Origin of the sequence: Roseateles sp., from assembly GCF_039595295.1 — a bacterium.
Lineage (GTDB): Bacteria > Pseudomonadota > Gammaproteobacteria > Burkholderiales > Burkholderiaceae_C > Roseateles.
Window position 1 is genome coordinate 210972 of sequence record NZ_JBCNLU010000002.1, and the last position, 16025, is coordinate 226996.

At 70.3% G+C, this 16025-nt stretch carries 16 protein-coding genes; 11 read left to right on the top strand and 5 right to left on the bottom strand.

The features are described from left to right. Positions 1-88 precede the first annotated feature (88 nt). From ABDW59_RS02935 to ABDW59_RS02970, 8 genes are all read left to right on the top strand, one after another. Positions 89-661, top strand: a complete 573-nt coding sequence (locus ABDW59_RS02935; RefSeq protein ID WP_343628005.1) for an Lrp/AsnC family transcriptional regulator — start codon at positions 89-91, stop codon at positions 659-661. 160 nt (positions 662-821) lie between these two features. Beyond that, complete coding sequence (locus ABDW59_RS02940) at positions 822-1706, top strand: EamA family transporter (protein ID WP_343627930.1); 885 nt, start codon at positions 822-824, stop codon at positions 1704-1706. After that, positions 1706-2458: a hypothetical protein gene (locus ABDW59_RS02945; RefSeq protein WP_343627931.1), complete on the top strand. Its 753-nt coding sequence runs from the start codon at positions 1706-1708 to the stop codon at positions 2456-2458. The genes ABDW59_RS02940 and ABDW59_RS02945 overlap by 1 nt, the downstream gene beginning before the upstream one ends. A gap of 25 nt (positions 2459-2483) precedes the next feature. Then, complete coding sequence (locus ABDW59_RS02950) at positions 2484-3242, top strand: hypothetical protein (protein WP_343627932.1); 759 nt, start codon at positions 2484-2486, stop codon at positions 3240-3242. 98 nt (positions 3243-3340) lie between these two features. Further along, on the top strand, positions 3341-4693 hold the full coding sequence (locus ABDW59_RS02955; RefSeq protein ID WP_343627933.1) for a glycoside hydrolase family 18 protein: 1353 nt from the start codon (positions 3341-3343) through the stop codon (positions 4691-4693). Positions 4694-4845: 152 nt separating this feature from the next. Continuing rightward, positions 4846-5187 carry a methylglyoxal synthase gene (locus ABDW59_RS02960; protein ID WP_343628006.1) on the top strand — a complete coding sequence of 114 codons (342 nt, stop codon included), beginning with the start codon at positions 4846-4848 and terminating at the stop codon, positions 5185-5187. 442 nt (positions 5188-5629) lie between these two features. Then, positions 5630-7198 carry a leucine-rich repeat domain-containing protein gene (locus tag ABDW59_RS02965; RefSeq protein ID WP_343627934.1) on the top strand — a complete coding sequence of 523 codons (1569 nt, stop codon included), beginning with the start codon at positions 5630-5632 and terminating at the stop codon, positions 7196-7198. Positions 7199-7265: 67 nt separating this feature from the next. Continuing rightward, positions 7266-8000, top strand: coding sequence for a hypothetical protein (locus tag ABDW59_RS02970; RefSeq protein WP_343627935.1), 735 nt, complete (start codon positions 7266-7268; stop codon positions 7998-8000). Positions 8001-8288: 288 nt separating this feature from the next. Here ABDW59_RS02970 and ABDW59_RS02975 read toward each other — a convergent pair whose 3' ends face one another. Both ABDW59_RS02975 and ABDW59_RS02980 read right to left on the bottom strand, forming a co-directional pair. Beyond that, positions 8289-9800 carry a M28 family peptidase gene (locus ABDW59_RS02975; RefSeq protein WP_343627936.1) on the bottom strand — a complete coding sequence of 504 codons (1512 nt, stop codon included), beginning with the start codon at positions 9798-9800 and terminating at the stop codon, positions 8289-8291. 42 nt (positions 9801-9842) lie between these two features. Continuing rightward, positions 9843-10514: a dienelactone hydrolase family protein gene (locus ABDW59_RS02980; RefSeq protein WP_343627937.1), complete on the bottom strand. Its 672-nt coding sequence runs from the start codon at positions 10512-10514 to the stop codon at positions 9843-9845. A gap of 72 nt (positions 10515-10586) precedes the next feature. Here ABDW59_RS02980 and ABDW59_RS02985 point away from each other — a divergent pair, with 72 nt between their 5' ends. Both ABDW59_RS02985 and ABDW59_RS02990 read left to right on the top strand, forming a co-directional pair. Then, complete coding sequence (locus tag ABDW59_RS02985) at positions 10587-11540, top strand: DUF2157 domain-containing protein (protein WP_343627938.1); 954 nt, start codon at positions 10587-10589, stop codon at positions 11538-11540. Then, positions 11537-13264 carry a GDYXXLXY domain-containing protein gene (locus ABDW59_RS02990; protein ID WP_343627939.1) on the top strand — a complete coding sequence of 576 codons (1728 nt, stop codon included), beginning with the start codon at positions 11537-11539 and terminating at the stop codon, positions 13262-13264. The genes ABDW59_RS02985 and ABDW59_RS02990 overlap by 4 nt, the downstream gene beginning before the upstream one ends. A gap of 25 nt (positions 13265-13289) precedes the next feature. Here ABDW59_RS02990 and ABDW59_RS02995 read toward each other — a convergent pair whose 3' ends face one another. Then, entirely contained in the window at positions 13290-14039 is a 750-nt protein-coding gene (locus ABDW59_RS02995; RefSeq protein ID WP_343627940.1) for a Fic family protein, read from the bottom strand. A gap of 147 nt (positions 14040-14186) precedes the next feature. Further along, positions 14187-14456, bottom strand: coding sequence for a hypothetical protein (locus ABDW59_RS03000; RefSeq protein WP_343627941.1), 270 nt, complete (start codon positions 14454-14456; stop codon positions 14187-14189). Positions 14457-14467: 11 nt separating this feature from the next. Here ABDW59_RS03000 and ABDW59_RS03005 point away from each other — a divergent pair, with 11 nt between their 5' ends. Further along, positions 14468-14749 (top strand): DUF427 domain-containing protein, encoded by a 282-nt coding sequence (locus ABDW59_RS03005; RefSeq protein WP_343627942.1) that lies wholly within the window; start codon positions 14468-14470, stop codon positions 14747-14749. Positions 14750-14780: 31 nt separating this feature from the next. Here ABDW59_RS03005 and ABDW59_RS03010 read toward each other — a convergent pair whose 3' ends face one another. Continuing rightward, complete coding sequence (locus tag ABDW59_RS03010; protein ID WP_343627943.1) at positions 14781-15866, bottom strand: MltA domain-containing protein; 1086 nt, start codon at positions 15864-15866, stop codon at positions 14781-14783. Positions 15867-16025 lie beyond the last annotated feature (159 nt).

Below are 16025 nucleotides of genomic sequence, written 5' to 3' on the forward strand. Positions count from 1 at the left end.
AACAAGCCCGGGCGAGTGCTTGCTTGTTCTGCCCCGGCGGATGTCGTTTGAGCAAGAATCTTTCCCAGAACATCGACACGGAGACGAAATGGCATCGAAAAATGTGGCTTCAGGGAAAACCATGAGGCGACCGGCGGGATCGCCGCCGGTCGAGGAGGCGGACGAGGGCGGCCCGGCGGGGGGCGAGCTGGACCGGTACCACGTGGCCATCCTGGCGGAGCTGCAGCGCGAGGCGCGGCTGTCGAATGCGGAGCTGGCGGCGCGCATCGGGCTGTCGCCGGCGCCGACGTGGCGGCGGGTCAGGTGGCTGGAGGAGCAGGGGTTCATCACGGGTTATCGGGCGGAGATCGATCGGCGGCGCTTGGGGCTGGGGGTGCTGGCCTTCGTGCGGGTGGATGCGGATCGGAACAACGGGTCGGCGACGAAGGAGCTGGAGGAGGCGATCCGGCAATTGCCCGAGGTGATCGCGTGTCACTACATCAGCGGGGCAGGGACCTTCGAGCTGGAGGTGATGGCGACGGATCTGGATGCGTTCAGCCGGTTCTCGATCGATACGTTGCTGAATCTTCCGAATGTGAAGGACATCCATACGAGCTTCTCGCTCGGGGAAGTGAAGGCGGGAGGGGCGTTGCCGTTGGGGCATTTGAGGCCGAAGGGGTAGGGGGCTCGGTGGCACGTGGCTCCCTCGCCCGCTTGCGGGAGAGGGCTGGGAGAGGGCCTTCTGCCTCGCTGTACCGGTCGCCCTCGCATCTCCCTGTACGGGGCGCTGGCCGCGCCCCGCTGGCATAGTCGGCGATCCCCTCGCATCCGCCCCCGCCGCCATGACGCTCCCGCTCCGCCACTTCCTGCTCGCGCTGTCCGTCGTGGCCATCTGGGGCAGCAACTTCGTCGTCATCCGCTGGGGCCTGAACGCCTTCCCGCCGCTGCTCTTCGCCGCGCTGCGCTTCACCTTCGCCGCGATCCCGGCCATCTTCCTGCTCCCCAAACCCAAGATCGGCTGGCGCAACCTCGCGGCCTACGGCGGCTTCGTCGGCGTCGGCCAGTTCGGCCTGCTCTACCTGGCGATGCGCTCCGAGATCTCTCCCGGCCTCGCCTCGCTCGTGATCCAGACGCAGGTCTTCTTCACGCTGCTGCTGGCCATGCGCATGAGCGGCGAACGCGTGCAGGGCTTCCAGTGGCTGGCGCTGGCGATGGCCGCGGGCGGCATCGGCATCATCGCGTCGCACGCGGACGGATCGACCACGGTCCTGGGCCTGGCGATGGTCCTGGTCGCCGCCTTCAGCTGGTCCAGCGGCAACATCGTCGGCAAGCGCGCCGGCGCGGTGAACATGCTGGCCTACGTCGTCTGGAGCAGCGTCTTCGCCGCCCCGCCGCTGTTCGCGCTCTCGCTGGTCGTCGAGGGCCCCCAGCAGATGGGCGACGCCCTGCGCCACGCGGGCCCGGGCGCCTGGGCCGCCGTGCTCTGGCAGTCGGCGGGGAACACGATCTTCGGCTACGGTGCGTGGAGCTGGCTGCTGTCGCGCCACCCGGCCGCGACCATCGTCCCGATGGCGCTGCTGGTCCCCGTCTTCGGCATGAGCTGCTCAGCCTTGCTGCTCGGCGAGGGCCTGCCCGCCTGGAAGCTGGTGGCCGCCGCGATGGTCATGAGCGGCCTGGCCGTCAACCTGCTGTGGCCGCGCCTGCGCGGCGTGCTGAAGGCCGCGTGATGGCGCGGTGCCCGCGCCCGATGAAGGCGGTCCATCGCGCGATCGGCGCTTTCATCGGCTTTGTCGTGCTGGCCGCGCTGCTGTTGCTGCTCGTCCCCACCGGCGCCAGCGCCCAGCTCGTGCCGCCCGACAAGAGCAAACCCGCGCTGGCCTCGGTGCGCGACCAGGAGATCGCCCAATGCCTGCCCGGCGAGATCCGCACCTGGGGCGACGGCCGCGACCGCCCGGCGGCCTCGCGCGTGCTGCGTTTCGCCTACCGCCACGAGGCCGCGCCGCCGTGGTTCACCGAAGCGCAAGTCCTGACCCTGGTGCGCCAGTCCGCGCACGCCTGGTCCGCCTGCGGCCTGAAGCTGGAGGTGATCGCCGTGCCGCGCGGCCAGGTGCCATCGGACGACGCGATCCAGATCCTGTGGAGCGACACCGGCAGCCGCGGCCAGTTCGCGTTGGCCAACGTCACCGCCAGGAGCCTGTCCATCGGACCCAGCCTCTTCGCGCTGCTGCGCGAGCGCAACCCCAAGCACCCCGCCGAGCAGACGCTCCAGATGGTGCTGTCCCACGAGATGGGCCATTTCCTCGGCCTGATGGCGCATTCGCGGCGCTGCGTGGACACCATGTCCTATTACGACAACGGCCAGGGCGAGCGCTGCGCGCTGCGCGATCCGAAGAGCTGGGGCAGCGTGGTCGAGTACCGTTCCATCTTGCCCACCGCCTGCGACATCGACCGCTGCAAGGCAATCAACCCGCCGCGTTGAACCCTCGCGGCGTATGCTGCCCCGCATGAATCCGCATCGCCGCCTCCTCTCGTCGACCTGCGCGCTGGTCGCTGCCATGGCCTTGGCGTCGTCACTCGCGCCGTCGCGGGCGCTGGCCGCCGGTCCGCGCCAGAACTTGCAGGTCGAGCTGCGCTGGGTCGAGTCCGAGCTCAGCCCTGCCGCCGTCTCCGGCCTGCGCGACGGCGGCACGGCGGTGAGCACCGGCGGCAGCGTGTCGGCGCGCGGCGGCGTCTCGCTGTCGACCGAGAACCGCGAGCAGCGCCAGCAGCTGTTCCCGCGCATGCTGGTGCTCAACGGCGCGCAGGCCTCGTTCACGATGACGGAGGCAACGCCGGTCCAGTGGGTCGACGTCGCCGTCGATCGCCAGCAGGGCGCGCAGGACCGGGTGGTCGTCGTCCCGCGGCAAGGCGTGGCCGAGCGGGTGCGCGGTTTCAGCGTCAAGCCCAACTGGCCGGGCGGTCGCAGCCCGGTCAACGTCGAGGTCCGCGCCACCGATCAGGCCCAGCAGCCGCAAGGCCAGTACGGCAGCCAGTACGGCACGGCGGGCATGGGCTCGGCAGGGTATGGAAGCTCGTCCGGCGACCCTCAGCAGCGGCCCTCCACCGACGTGCTCAGCACCGTCCAGGCGCCGCTGGGCGTGTGGGTCACCATCGCCCGCACCGGCGGCGCGGCGACCCCCTCGCCGCGCGGGACATACAGCACCCGCGACGCCGAGGTGCAGAAGCTGCGCGAGTTGCAGCTTCGGGTCGAAGTGGCTCCATAAAGGTAGCGTCGTGTTCTCCGAATCAGTCGAATTGGTATTTGACTGGTGTTGACTTTGCCAGGCTTCCGTTAAGCTGCGGCGTCCTTTGGAGGCCCCGCATGTCCGTTCGAGTCCTGTCCCGAATCACCGCCGCGCTGTCCGTCCTGGTCGTCGGCGCCGCCTTGGCCGCCGATGCCGCGCCGGCTGAAGCGCCCGGCTATGCCCTCTTCGGCGCCAAGCCGGTCGAGTTCGAGCGCACCGGCGGCAAGGTGGTCGGCATCTACGTCCCGAACTGGGAGCCGGTGGAGCTGATCGAGCGCGTCCCGCCGCAGAACCTGACCCATGTGCTCTACGCCTTCCTACGCCTGTGCGGCCCGGGCCAACTGGCGAAGGACGCCGCCAAGTGCGTCGGCAAGAAGGATTTCGAGATCGGCACCGGCCCGATCGACCAGCGCTTCGACGCCGCCTTCCAGCGCTACAAGCAGCGCGCGCCGCATTTGAAGATCGTCGCGTCGGTCGGCGGCTGGGGCGGGTCGGATCCGATCTTCCACATGGCCAACGACGCGTCGCGGCGCGCCGTCTTCGCGGCCTCGGCGCAGCGCTTCCTGCGCGAGCATCCGGCCTTCGACGGCATCGACATCGACTGGGAGCATCCCGGCGACAACGGCGCGGCCAACGGCGTGAAGCTCGGCAGCCCGCAGGACGGGCAGGGTTACGCGGACCTGATGGCCGACATGCGCCGCGCGCTGGACGCGCTCACCGCCGAGACCGGTCGCCCCTATCTGCTGACGACGGCGGTGAATCCGATGTCGCCCATCATCGACCGCATCAACTTCAAGCAGGCCGCGGGGCCGCTGGATCTGGTGTTCATGATGAGCTACGACTTCTACGGCAACTGGTCGCCGGTCGCGGGGCATCACACGGCGCTGCGCTCCTCGACGCCGGAGGCCGACGACAGCCTGGAGCGGTCGGTGCGCAACCTGACGAGGGCCGGCGTGCCGGCCGGCAAGCTGGTCGCGGGCGTGGCGGGCTATGGCCGCGGCTTCACCGGCGTGAGCGAGACCAAGGCCGGCACCGCCAAGAGCGGCAGCTATCCAGGCAGCGACGGCTCCCAGGGCTATCGGGAGTTCGCCGGGCGGCTGCTTGACGCGCAGGGCAAGGGCAGGCAAGGCTATGAGGCGCGCTTCGACGCGGTGACGCAGTCCTGGTCGCTCTACCACCCCCGGCTCAAGCTCTGGCTGGGCTATGACGACCCACGCGCGGTGCTGGCCAAGGGCCGCTTCGCGCGCGAGCAAGGCCTGGCCGGCGTCTTCGCCTGGGAGCTCAGCCAAGACAACGGCGACCTGCTCAACGCGATGAATCGAGGCGTCGGCAATCTGCCGCTCGTGCCGACCGAAGCCGCCGCCGTTCCGAAGACCGCCAAGCCCAAGGCCGCCGCGCAGCCGAAGGCGCAGAAAGAATCGCAGCCGTAACCGGATCGCGGCCGTCGCCCCCTACCATCGCGCCCATGACTGCAACGACCGCTTCCGCTCTCCCCGGCGACGTGCCGGCCAGCCCCGCCACGCCGGTCCGCCCCGGCCCGCTGCGCATCGCCCTGATCGCCCATGACGGGAAGAAGGACGAGATGGTGGTGCTCGCCAGCGAGTTCGCGCGCTTCCTGTCGGGTTGCGAGCTGGTCGCGACCGGCACCACCGGGACGCGGCTGAACGCGGAGGTCGGCCTGACGGTCGAGCGCATGCTCTCCGGCCCGCACGGCGGCGACCTTCAGATCGGCGCGCGGCTGGCCGTGGGCGGCGTGGACGCGGTGGTCTTCCTGCGCGACCCGATGACGCCGCAGCCGCATGAACCCGACATCAACGCGCTGGTGCGCGCCTGCGACGTGCACAACGTCGCCTGCGCGACCAATGTCGCGAGCGCGCGCTTGATGCTGGGGGCCTTGCAGGACGCCGCAGCCCGGAGTCGCTGAACCCCGCCGGATGCGTCGGAACTGAGGCCGTCCTTGATCGCGGCCTCACATGCACCAGCTAACCGCCCCCATCGAACAAACGACGGTCTTGTTGCAAACATGGGCGGACGGGGCGCCCGCGGCGCGAGGCGATCCGCCGCTCACGGGCGAGGCGGTCAGCGAAGCGAGACCGGCGTGGCGCCGCGCCCATCCGGCACCCCCGGGGGCGTTGACGAGGATCGTGGTCGACGTTCCTCCGGGGCCTAACGAATCGCTACTGAGCTACATCCACCGGACCGGCGTCAGGACGGGGTGGCGCTTCTCGGCCGACGAGTGCAACGCGCTCTTGCGAATTTGGGATCGCTTTGCCACCCCGCATTGCCCGCTGAGACAGGAGCCCTCGACGGGCGTGCCGCCAGGGCGCCCATTTCGTCCGATCGCGCCGGACGTGGAGCCCGCCCTCATGCGGGTGTGGAACTGGCGGACCGCGCCAGCGGGTGCGGACGAGGATCGCGAAGCGGCCATGCACCGGGTGTGCGCGGCCATCGTGCGTGGTCACCCCCATCTGTCATTGGCAGGTCTGCGGCTCAGAGGAACGCCCCCGTTGGAGAGCTGCCTGCAGCTGCGAACCCTCGATCTCTCCGGTAATCGCCTGACCGCGTTGCCGATGCTTTCCGCGCCGCAGCTGCTCCTGGTCGACCTCTCCCGCAATCCATGGCCTCAGCGGCCGCCGCCGATGCTGGGTGCCGTGTCCGTCATCGCAGGCCCGCCGCGTGCGGGCGATCGCTCCCGATCGGATCGCGCGCCGGTTCTGCGGCGCTTTGCTCGCGTCTTCTCGTGTCGGACCCGGGAGACGCCCATTCCAGCGATTCCGAATCTGCTCGAAGAACGATTGGCGCGCGCCAGTGAAAGCGTGGTCGAGTCTCCCGTCCGGACGCTGGATGCCGTGATCGTCCACGACCTCCGTGAAGCACCGGCGCAGGAGCGCAAACCGGAGCCGGGCCGGCTGCGCCAGGCCGCGGCGGCGGCGTGCTGGGTCGAAGTCGCGCTGGACCAGGCCCGCTCCGCCTTCTTCGAGGAGCTTGGGCAGTACTGCGACCTCACCGGCGACGGACCGCAGTGGCAATCGACCCTGGCCGATCGTCCTGCTTGCGTGCTGCACCATCCGATGGCCCCCGACCCCGCGATGGACGACGCCTTTCCGTGGCGCGATCCTGAGAATCCCCACCGGGTCCACCGCCGCTATGCGGATGCGGCCGGACGGGTGTCGCCATGGACCAGTGTCGGGCCGGTGCGATGGATGCCGGCGATGGACGCCCATTTCTGGACCCTGGCCGAGCGCGACGAGACCTTGCGGACACGCGCGCTTTCCGCGCCTGAGCGCAGGCAGTTGCGAGAGGCGCTGGCCCAGGACGTCCACGACGAGTTGGCGCGCCTGATTGCCGGGCGGCCGCGCACGCCCCGCTGTCATGTGAGGCGCTTGCGTCCTGAAGAGCTGCCGGCGCATGAGCAGCCGCTGGCGGGGCAGCAGGGCCTGTTCGTCGACGGGGCGGACGAGCCCGGTCAGCGCCACACGGCGACGCGCGGCCGGATCCTGGGGCTGTACATGGGCATGCTGTTGGAGTCCGAGGACGAGGAGGCTGCGCATCTGCAGCGGTATCCCGGCGGCAACGCCTATCTGCTCGATGTTCGCCGACCCGGAGGACGGTTGATTGGCCTGGCGGGGCTCGGGGCGGCCAACGCCGCGGTCTTCGCCAACACCAGCCTGCTGCCGGGCGAACCCGCGCGATATGACAAAGAGCGGCTGAACGCGAGCTTCGTCGCCTTCGATGTCCGGATGACCGACGGTCGGGGCCGCGCCGTCCGCGAGACGGCGGTCGCGCTCGTCGCATTCGACGCGCTCTATGGTCCGTTGCATCCTCGTCGAGAGGTCCGCGTCGATTACGGGGATGACTACCTGCGCCACTTCGCCGGCGGGTCGGTGCAAGGGGCGACGGCGTGCGACATCAAGCAGGAGCCGGGGCCGGAGTAGAGTCATCCGCCTCGGGATCCGTCGCGGATGATCCGCCGACGGTCTGTTCCGCCCCAAGGAGACTCCCATGCAACGTCGTTCCCTGATCGCCGTGGCGGCGAGCCTGTCCGCGCTCCCTGCGCTGTCCGCCTTGCCGGTGTCGACGGCTCGCGCGCAGGCCGCGAAGTCCGATGCCAAACCGGGTTCGGGGCCTTCGAGCCCGCGGAGCTTCGCCGCCGACACGACCTTCTTCATTTTCCTGGAGACGGGGCGCCCGACGCCCGATGACAAGGCCGCGGTGCAGGCCATGCAGCGCGGCCACCTGGACAACTTCAAGCGCCTGTTCGCCGAGGGCAAGCTGCTGGCGGCCGGGCCGCTGCGGGATCCGTCGCGGGCCAAGCGCGGCATCGTCGTCGTGAAGGCGCCGAGCCGGCAGGTGCTGATGAACTACTTCGAGCCCGACGCCTATGTCCGCGAGGGCTACATGACCGTCGACGCGCAGCCGGCGGTGGCGCATCAGGGGCTCAACCACATCGGCATCGATCCCGACGCGGGCATCGAGGAGCACCGCATCGTGCTGTTCTCGCGCGCGGACGAGAAGGACAAGGCCGGCGTGCCGGTGTTCCTGCAGCGCGCGCTGGACGATGGGGTGATCGGGGCGTGGTACTCGCTGGAGGACGGGCCGATCGGGGAGGTCGTCTTCATGCGCGGCACGGATGAGACCGCGCTGCGCAAGGCGATGGTCGAGTACCCGGGGCTGTCGGATCAGCGCGTGACGATGAGGATCTGGGGGCAGTGGTTGGGGAAGGGCGTGTTGAAGTGAGCGGGGCGGGGGAGCTCGAAGACCCTCTCCCCCACCCTCTCCCGCAAGCGGGAGAGGGGGCCGCCAGCGCTCAGGCGTTTGTGTGACGAGGGGGGCCGCCAGCGCTCAGGCATTTGCGTGGCAGACATGCCAGGCATGACCTGGCCCCATCGAGACATGTCGAGCCTGACGTGCCCCTCGCCCACGAAGTGGGAGAGGGGTTGGGGTGAGGGCCGTTGAAGTCAGCGAGCCCTCTTGCTCCCTCTCCCGCTTGCGGGAGAGGGCAGGGGAGAGGGTCTTCGAGGTCCCTCAACGCGACAACGGCAGCGGATAACTCGCCAGACTCGCGTGCCCGGACTTCGACACCGCCTGCACCCCGAAGATCAGGTTGTCCTTGGACAGCGGTAGCGTCACCGTGGTCACCAGACCGACGTCCTTCGCCCCCTCCCAGCCCTGCGACTCGCTGCGCCGCCACACGACGCGATAACCCGCCAGCTCAGGATCGGCACTCGCCGCCCACAGCAGCGTCGTGTCATTGGTCAGCTCGCGCGCGTCAATGCGCGCGCCCTTGACCGGCGACGGCGCCCAGGCCAGCGTCGCCAGCCCCACCAGATTGATCCGCGCCACATCCGCCACGTAGCCGAAGTCGACGAACTCCGGCAGATCCCCGTAGACCACACCGTTCTCGGTGCGCAGGTTCTGATGCTGGTGACGGAAGTCCTCGAAAGGCTCGGAAAAGCGCACCGCCGCATAGCCGCGCTCCAGGAAGGGCAGGTGATCGCCTCCTCGCAGGTAGCGGTCGCGACGCTGGATCAGATCCACATGGAAGCCGGGCAGATAGCGCTCGCCCTCGGCCTTCAAATGACGCCCGAACTGCTGCGTCGGCAGGTCTTCCCCGCCGCCCGCCACGGCCAGCGGCTGCAGCTGCGCGCGGATCGCCGCATTGGTCTTGGCCTCGTCCTCCGATGCCGGGCTGTTGCTGTTCGCGTTGACCAGCAGCCGCAGCAGCGGATCGAATCCGTCGGCGAACAGCCTCAGGCGCTTGGGGTCGTGCTCGCCCTTGTCGCCGCGTGAGCTGCCCACGATGTCGTTGGTGATCATGCCCTCGACGTTCAGCCCCTGTGCCCGCGCGCGGCGCGCCCAATGACGCGCGCCGAGCAGCCCCTGCTCCTCGCCCGGAACGGCCATGAACACCAGCGTGGCGTCGAAGCGTTGTGTCGCCATCGCGCAGGCCATGGCCATCACGGCGGCGGTGCCGGACGCGTCGTCATTCGCGCCGGGCGCCTCGCCGCTCGCGTCCATCACGTCGCTGTTGCGCGAGTCGTAATGCCCGCTGACCACCAGCACCCGCTCGCGCGGCGTGCCCGCCGACGCGCCGGGCAGCGTGGCCACCACGTTCACCAGCTCGGTGGGCTGCGTCAGGCGCGGGCCGGGGGGCTCGATGAACGCGTCCATCGTGACCTGCAGCCGTCCGCCCGTGCGCGCGCTGCAGTCCTTGAGCTGCTGCTCGATCCAGCGCCGCGCCGCGCCGATGCCGCGGGTGTCGCTCTTCGTGTCCGAGGCCGTGTGGCGCGTGCCAAAGGCGGCGAGCGTGCGGATGGTCTGCTCGATACGCGCGGCGGAGATGTCCGCCAGCATGGGCGCCACGCGCGGATCGAGCGGCGCGGGCGCCGTCTCGGCCGCCGCGCGGGCCGTCGCCGTCGACGGGGTCGTTGCAGTCCCTGTCGTCGACGCCGAGGTCGACGTGACCTGCGCGCAGGCGCCCAGGGTCAGCAGCACGGCGCTCAGCGCGAGGACGGTGGGGACGTGGTGTCGGTGCATGGTCGGCGCGGGTGGCTCGGGGGTGCGGGTGATCCGGCGGGCTCAGCCCAGATGCTTCTTCAGGAAGTCCAGCGTGCGGGTCCACGCGAGCTGGGCGGCGGCCGCGTCGTAAACCTCGGGACGGGTCTTGTTGGAAAAGGCGTGGTCGGCGACATAGCGGTGGATCTCGGGCTGATGGCCGCCGGCCTTGAGGCGCGCTTCGAGCGCGTCGACCTTCTCCGGCGTGCACCAGTCGTCGCGCGTGGCGAAGTGGCCGAGGAAGGGCGCCTCGATCTTGGCCGGATCGGCGAACTCGACCGGCGGGATGCCGTAGTAGCAGACCGCCGCCTGCAGGTCCTTGATGAAGACGCCGGACGTGATGGTCAGCGCGCCGCCCATGCAGAAGCCCATCACGCCGACCTTGCCGCAGCCCAGCTCGTCGCGCAGATGGTTGAGCGCGCCTTGCAGGTCCTGCGTGGTGGCGTCGGCGAAGTCCAGCCCGTTCATCATGTGGCTGGCCTCGTCGGCGTCGGCGGCGATGCGGCCGCGATAGAGATCGGGCGCCAGCGTCGTGATGCCGGCGGTGGCGAGCTGCTCGGCGATCTCCTTGATGTGGGGCTTCAGGCCCCACCACTCCTGGATCAGGATCATGCCGGGCGCGCCCTGGCCGCCTCCGGCGAGATAGCCGCTGGTGGTGCCGCCGTCGGGGCGGGCGAATTCGATCATCTGACCCATGTTGAACTCCTTCGTATCATCGACGCCCTCAAGGCCGTCGCGACCAGCGGTCGCATCCTGAGGGAGGAACCTGTGAGTCTGCACGAGCAGTTGTACCAATGGACGGCCCGGCAGGGCCTGGATGCGAGCAGCGCACGCCGTCTGCGCGCGTTCAGCGGCATCGACGATCCCCCCACGAATCCCTGGCTCTGGCTGCGCCGCGGCACCGGCGCGCTCGCGGCCGGCCTGGTCGGCTTCGGGCTGATCCTGTGGATCGCGGCGAACTGGGGCGAGCTCGGCCGCCTGATGCGCTTCGCGCTGATCGAAGTCCTGTTCATTGCGAGCCTGGCCGGCGCCGCTTTCCGCGCCGCGTGGCGCGCGCCGCTGGGCCTGCTGGCCTTCCTCACGTTGGGCGGGTTGCTGGCCTTCTACGGCCAGACCTACCAAACGGGCGCCGATCCCTGGCAGCTCTTCGCGGTGTGGGCGCTGCTGGGCCTGCCCATCGCATGGGCGGCGCGCTCGGACCTGATGTGGACGCCGTGGGCCCTCGTCGTGGCCACCGCCATCGGGCTGTGGATCCAGACCTTCTCCGATCACGGCTGGCGCGTGGACGCGCTGACGCTGCCGGTGCATGCGATCGGCATCGTCGCCTATGGCCTGCTGTGCCTGGGCATGGCGCTGCGGCCCGGTGCGACCTCGCGCTCATGGTCCTGGCGCGTCGCGGTGCTGGCGACGGTGATCGCCGTGTCGGCGATCGCGCTGGGCGGACTGTTCTCGCGCCACGTGGCCGCGCAGTACGGGCTGGGACTCGCGGCCATCGCCGTGGGTCTGGCGCTGGCGTGGATCCGGGCCGAGGTCTATGCGCTCAGCGCGCTGGCGCTGGGCTTCGACACGCTGATCGTCTGCGGCATCGGCCGCGTCGTCCTGGAGAGCATGCGCTTCGACATCGGCGGCCTGTTCCTGATGGGGCTGGTCGCGTGCGGCGTGCTCGCGGTGAGCGTGAGCCTGATCATGCGGCGCCTGCGCGCCGTGGGAGCGCGCGCATGAGCACGAGCGATACGACAGCGGCCGCCATGGGCGCGACGTCCATGAACGCGACCGCAACGCAGGCGCCCGAGTGGATCGCCCGAGCCCGCGCGGAGGGGCTTGCCCCGCCCGACGACGACGCGCCCCCGCGGCCCTGGCCGGTGGTGGTGCTGACAGCGCTGGGCGCCTGGCTGGCGGTGCCGCCCTTCCTGATCCTGTTCTTCGTGATGTTCGGCCAGGCCTTCGAGCGCGGTCCGATGCCCTACATCGAAGGCGTCGGCTTGAGCGCGGTCGCGGTGGTGCTGCTGCGCTCACGCGGGATGCCGCTGTTCCTGGAGCAGGTCGCGGTGCCGTTGCTGCTGACCGGGTTGGCGAGCCTGGGCTATGCGCTGGTGCGCGATCTGCCCGCCGTCGCGGTGGAGCTGATCGGGCTGCTCATCGCGGCCGGGCTGATCGTGCTGCTTCAGGCGAGCTGGCTGCGCGTGCTGCTGGGCCTCGCGGCGGCGCTGTTGACGGGCGCGCTGTTCAGCGACTTGCTGATGAGCGATCCGGGCAGTTTCTGGCGCCGCATGGACGAGCCGGGTTGGGGAGCGGTCTGGCTGGTGCTGGGCGCGGGCATTTCTCTGCTGGCGTGGCAGCACCGGATCGGCGGCACGGCTCGCGGGGCGGCGGTGGCGGCGGCGCTGGAACCCGTGCTGGCCGGCTGGTGGGTCGCGCTGTTGGGGGTGCTGGTGCTGCTGTCGGGCAGGTCCTGGGCCGCGCTGGGGACGATGCCGCTGGTCGATGCCGCCGTCGGCGGCGACCGTGCGCTCTCGTCATGGATGCCGCTGTATACGGCGATGGGCGCGTCGGCCCTGCTGGCCTTGGCGGCCGGTGCGCGCCTGGCCATGCGGTGGGCCTGGGCCCGTTCCTGGCGGCTGTTGCCGCTGTTGCTGCTGCTGACGGGGCTGGCGGCGCTGATGCCTTCGCTGGGCGGCTGCCTGTTGGTACTCGCGTTGATGCTCGAATCGAGGCGCCATCGGCTCGCGGCACTGGCCGCCGCGGCCGCGCTGTGGGTGCTGGGCTCGTTCTACTACGAGCTGCATTGGCGCTTGGCTGACAAGGCGCTGGTGCTGGTCGTCGCGGGCGTGCTGCTCGCGGTCTGGACGCGTTGGATCGCGTGGCGGCCCGCGGCGACGTTCGCATCGCCCGATGCGCCTGACGCGTCCGCTGCTCCGGTGGACGAGTCAGCGCGGCGCGAGCGGCTGCTGGCCATCGGCTTGCTGGGGCTTGCGGGAGTGGCCGCGCTGCTGACGGTGGACTACTCGATCGCGCGCAAGCAGCGGCTGATCGCGAAGGGGCGGCCGGTGTATGTGAAGCTGGCGCCGGTGGATCCGCGCTCGCTGATGCAAGGGGACTTCATGCGGCTGAGCTACGACCTGCCCGGCGTGGGCTGGCGCGGCCGCGGCGACGCAGAGCCGCCCATGCTGTGGGGCGCGCGGCCGCGGGTGGCGGTGACCCTCGACGCGCAGGGCGTGGCGCAAGAGCCCAAGCTGCTCGCGCCGGGCGAGGCGGCACCGCCGGGGACGCTGGTGCTGACGCTCACGCCCAAGGACGGCGGCTGGACCTTCGTCTCCGACGCCTGGTTCTTCAAGGAGGGCGAGGCCGCGCGCTGGCAGGCCGCGAAGTACGGGGAGTTCCGCGTCGACGAGGACGGGCGCGCGCTGCTGGTGGGGGTGGTGGGGGAGGGGTTGAGGCCGTTGTGACGACGGTCACGCAGGCCCGGCCAGCTCAATGGAGGGCGGCTTCCGTCGTCTCGGCGCCGCTTGGCCCCCAACCGGGGATCGCCACGTAGTAGCGAGTCGATCGCCCAGCGCCGACGCGACGCAGCAGGCCGAGCTGCTCCAACTGCAGCAGCTCGCGCGAAGCCGTCGCCTTCGAGGTGGCGCCGATGCTCTCGTACTTGCGTGTGCTCATGCCACCTTGGAAGCCGTCGGGGCCCGCGTCAAGCAGGACGTTGAGCACCTTGCGCTGACGCCCGGTCAGTTCGAGCGCCGCATGATCGACCCAGAAATGGAATTTCTCGATCGTGTGGTCAATGAGAAGGCTCGCCTCCTCGCAGCAGGTGCGTACCTGCTCGAGAAACCACAGCACCCACCGCGTGACATCCACGGAACGCGCCCCGCGAAGCTGGTCGTAGTACTCGGCCCGGACCTTGAGCAAGCGCTGGGAGGTGCGAATCAGGCGACTCGACGCGCCCATCTCCCGCGCGAGCACCAGATCGATCAGCGCCCGGCCCACCCGGCCGTTGCCGTCCTCGAACGGATGGATGCTCTCGAACCAGAGGTGCGCCAGGGCTGCGGCGACCATCGGGTCCTTTCCGAGCCGAAAAGCGGTCATAGCGTTCGCCCTCGATCGCCGCGGTCGCGAGCGCATCCTCGCTCCAAGCGGCGGCCTCCAGCACCGCGCGATGCCGGGTGGCGACGGACGCCCATTTGCCTTCCACCATGCCCTGAGCCCGTCTCGCCTTCGAGAGGGCATCAGAGACGAGATCGATGTCGAAACGCAGCTGAGGCCAGGCAGTGTCCTGCCAGATGAGAGGGAGCTCGTAAGCCATCGCAGTCTCGTCAATCAACTCATGGGGTGAGTTGATTATGAGTCGAGGATGCCGGGCTTGGCCTGATCGCCTCACGCCCCGTCCAACCCCTCCGGCTCCCCGCCATCGATCAACAGATCGATCAGTTCGCGCAGGAAGGCGAGGGCTTCCTCGGCGGTGGCAAAGTAGTACTCCCCGCCGAGGTCCGCCGGATGGCCGTCCGGTCCGACGTGGACCACCGACCATCCTTCCGCCCCGCCGCCGATCGCGCAGATGCCGAAGCTGCCCGGCGCGAGGTCGCGCGCGGAGCCGGCGGTGATGAAGATGTCCTTGCCCCGATGGGCGTAATAGCGTTTGAGCACGAGGAGTTGGAATGAAAGCGATCTGGAACGGCGTGGTCATCGCCGAGAGCGACGACACCGTGGTCGTGGAGGGGAATCACTATTTCCCGATGGCCGCGCTCAAGCGCGAGTACACGACCTTCAGCAACCACCGTACAAGCTGCCCTTGGAAGGGGCAGGCCAGCTACTTTAGCCTGCTGGTCAACGGCGACATGAACCCCGACGCCGTCTGGTATTACCCCGCGCCCTACGAGGCCGCCGCCGAGATCAAGGATCGCGTGGCCTTCTGGAAGGGCGTCCAGGTCACCGAGTGACTCCGGCCGCGAGGTCCGGTCGAGGCGCCGCTCAGCGGGCGCCCGCCGCGCCGGATCCGGCCGCCGCCGTGCCGGCGCCGTCCCGCGGCCACAGCGCCCACAGCCGCAGCGGCTGCTTCATGCGGCCCGCCTGGGTCTCCGCCTGGTCGCCCCAACCCCAGAAGTAGTCGGCCCGCACCGCGCCGACGATGGCGCTGCCGGTGTCCTGCGCCATCACCAGCCGGCGCAGCGGCGTGGTCGACAAGGGCTCCGTCGAGTCCAACCAGACCGGCGTCCCGTAAGGGATGCTGGCCTTGTCCACTGCGATCGAGCGTCCCGGCGTCAGCGGCACGCCTTGGCCGCCGCGAGGCCCCACCGCCAGATCGGGCAGCGGCTCCTCGCGAAAGAAGACGTAGCGCGGATTCGCCCACAGCGCCTCCTTGAGCCGCTGCGGATTGCGTCGCGCCCAGTCCTTGATGCCCGGCCAGGAGACTTCTGTCGCCTTGAGCTCGCCCTGCGCGATCAGCCACTGGCCCATCGATCGGTAGGGCTGCTCGTTGTGCCCCGCGAAGGACAGCCGCACCCAGCGGCTGCTGCCGTCGCGCTCGGTGATCCGCAGCCGACCGCTGCCCTGGATCTGCATCACCAGCGCATCCACCGGGTCCTGCACCCAGGCCAGGCTCAGCCGGCCCAGCGCGGTGTTGGCCTCGATCTGCTGACGGGTGTCGTAGGGCTTGCGCTGCGCCAGGTCCAGCGGCGGCGCCAGCAGCGGCACGCGGAACTCGCCCTGCGACTGGCGGCGCGCCTCCAGCTGCGGCTCGTAGTAGCCGGTCATGACGCCTTCTCGCTGGCCCTCGGGCGTCTCGATCCGATAGGGCTGCAAGGTCCTCATCAGCCAGACCATCGCCTCCCAGTCGTCGCCCGGACGCAGCGCCCGCGCCTGCGCGCACACCGTCGCCCAGCCGGGCATCGGGCGCTCGCAGCTGCGCAGCAGCGCGGGCCACCATTCCAGCGCGCGGTCCTGGCCCCAACCGGGCAGCTCGTTCCAATCGGCGGCGATCCACCGCGAGCGCTCGCGCTGCAACACGCGCCGGCCAGTGCTGACGTCCTCGCCGTTGAGCAGCTTTTGCGGATCCACCGTCGACCGCGGCGCGGCGGCGACGGGCGGACGGCTCGCGGGCGTACCCTGGCCCGCCGCTCCCGACGTCGCCCCCGGGACCGAGCCGAGGCCCGTGCCCGACGGCTGAGACCTGGGGGAAGCCCCCGGTTCCCGCACTGTCGGCGGGCCGCCGCAGCC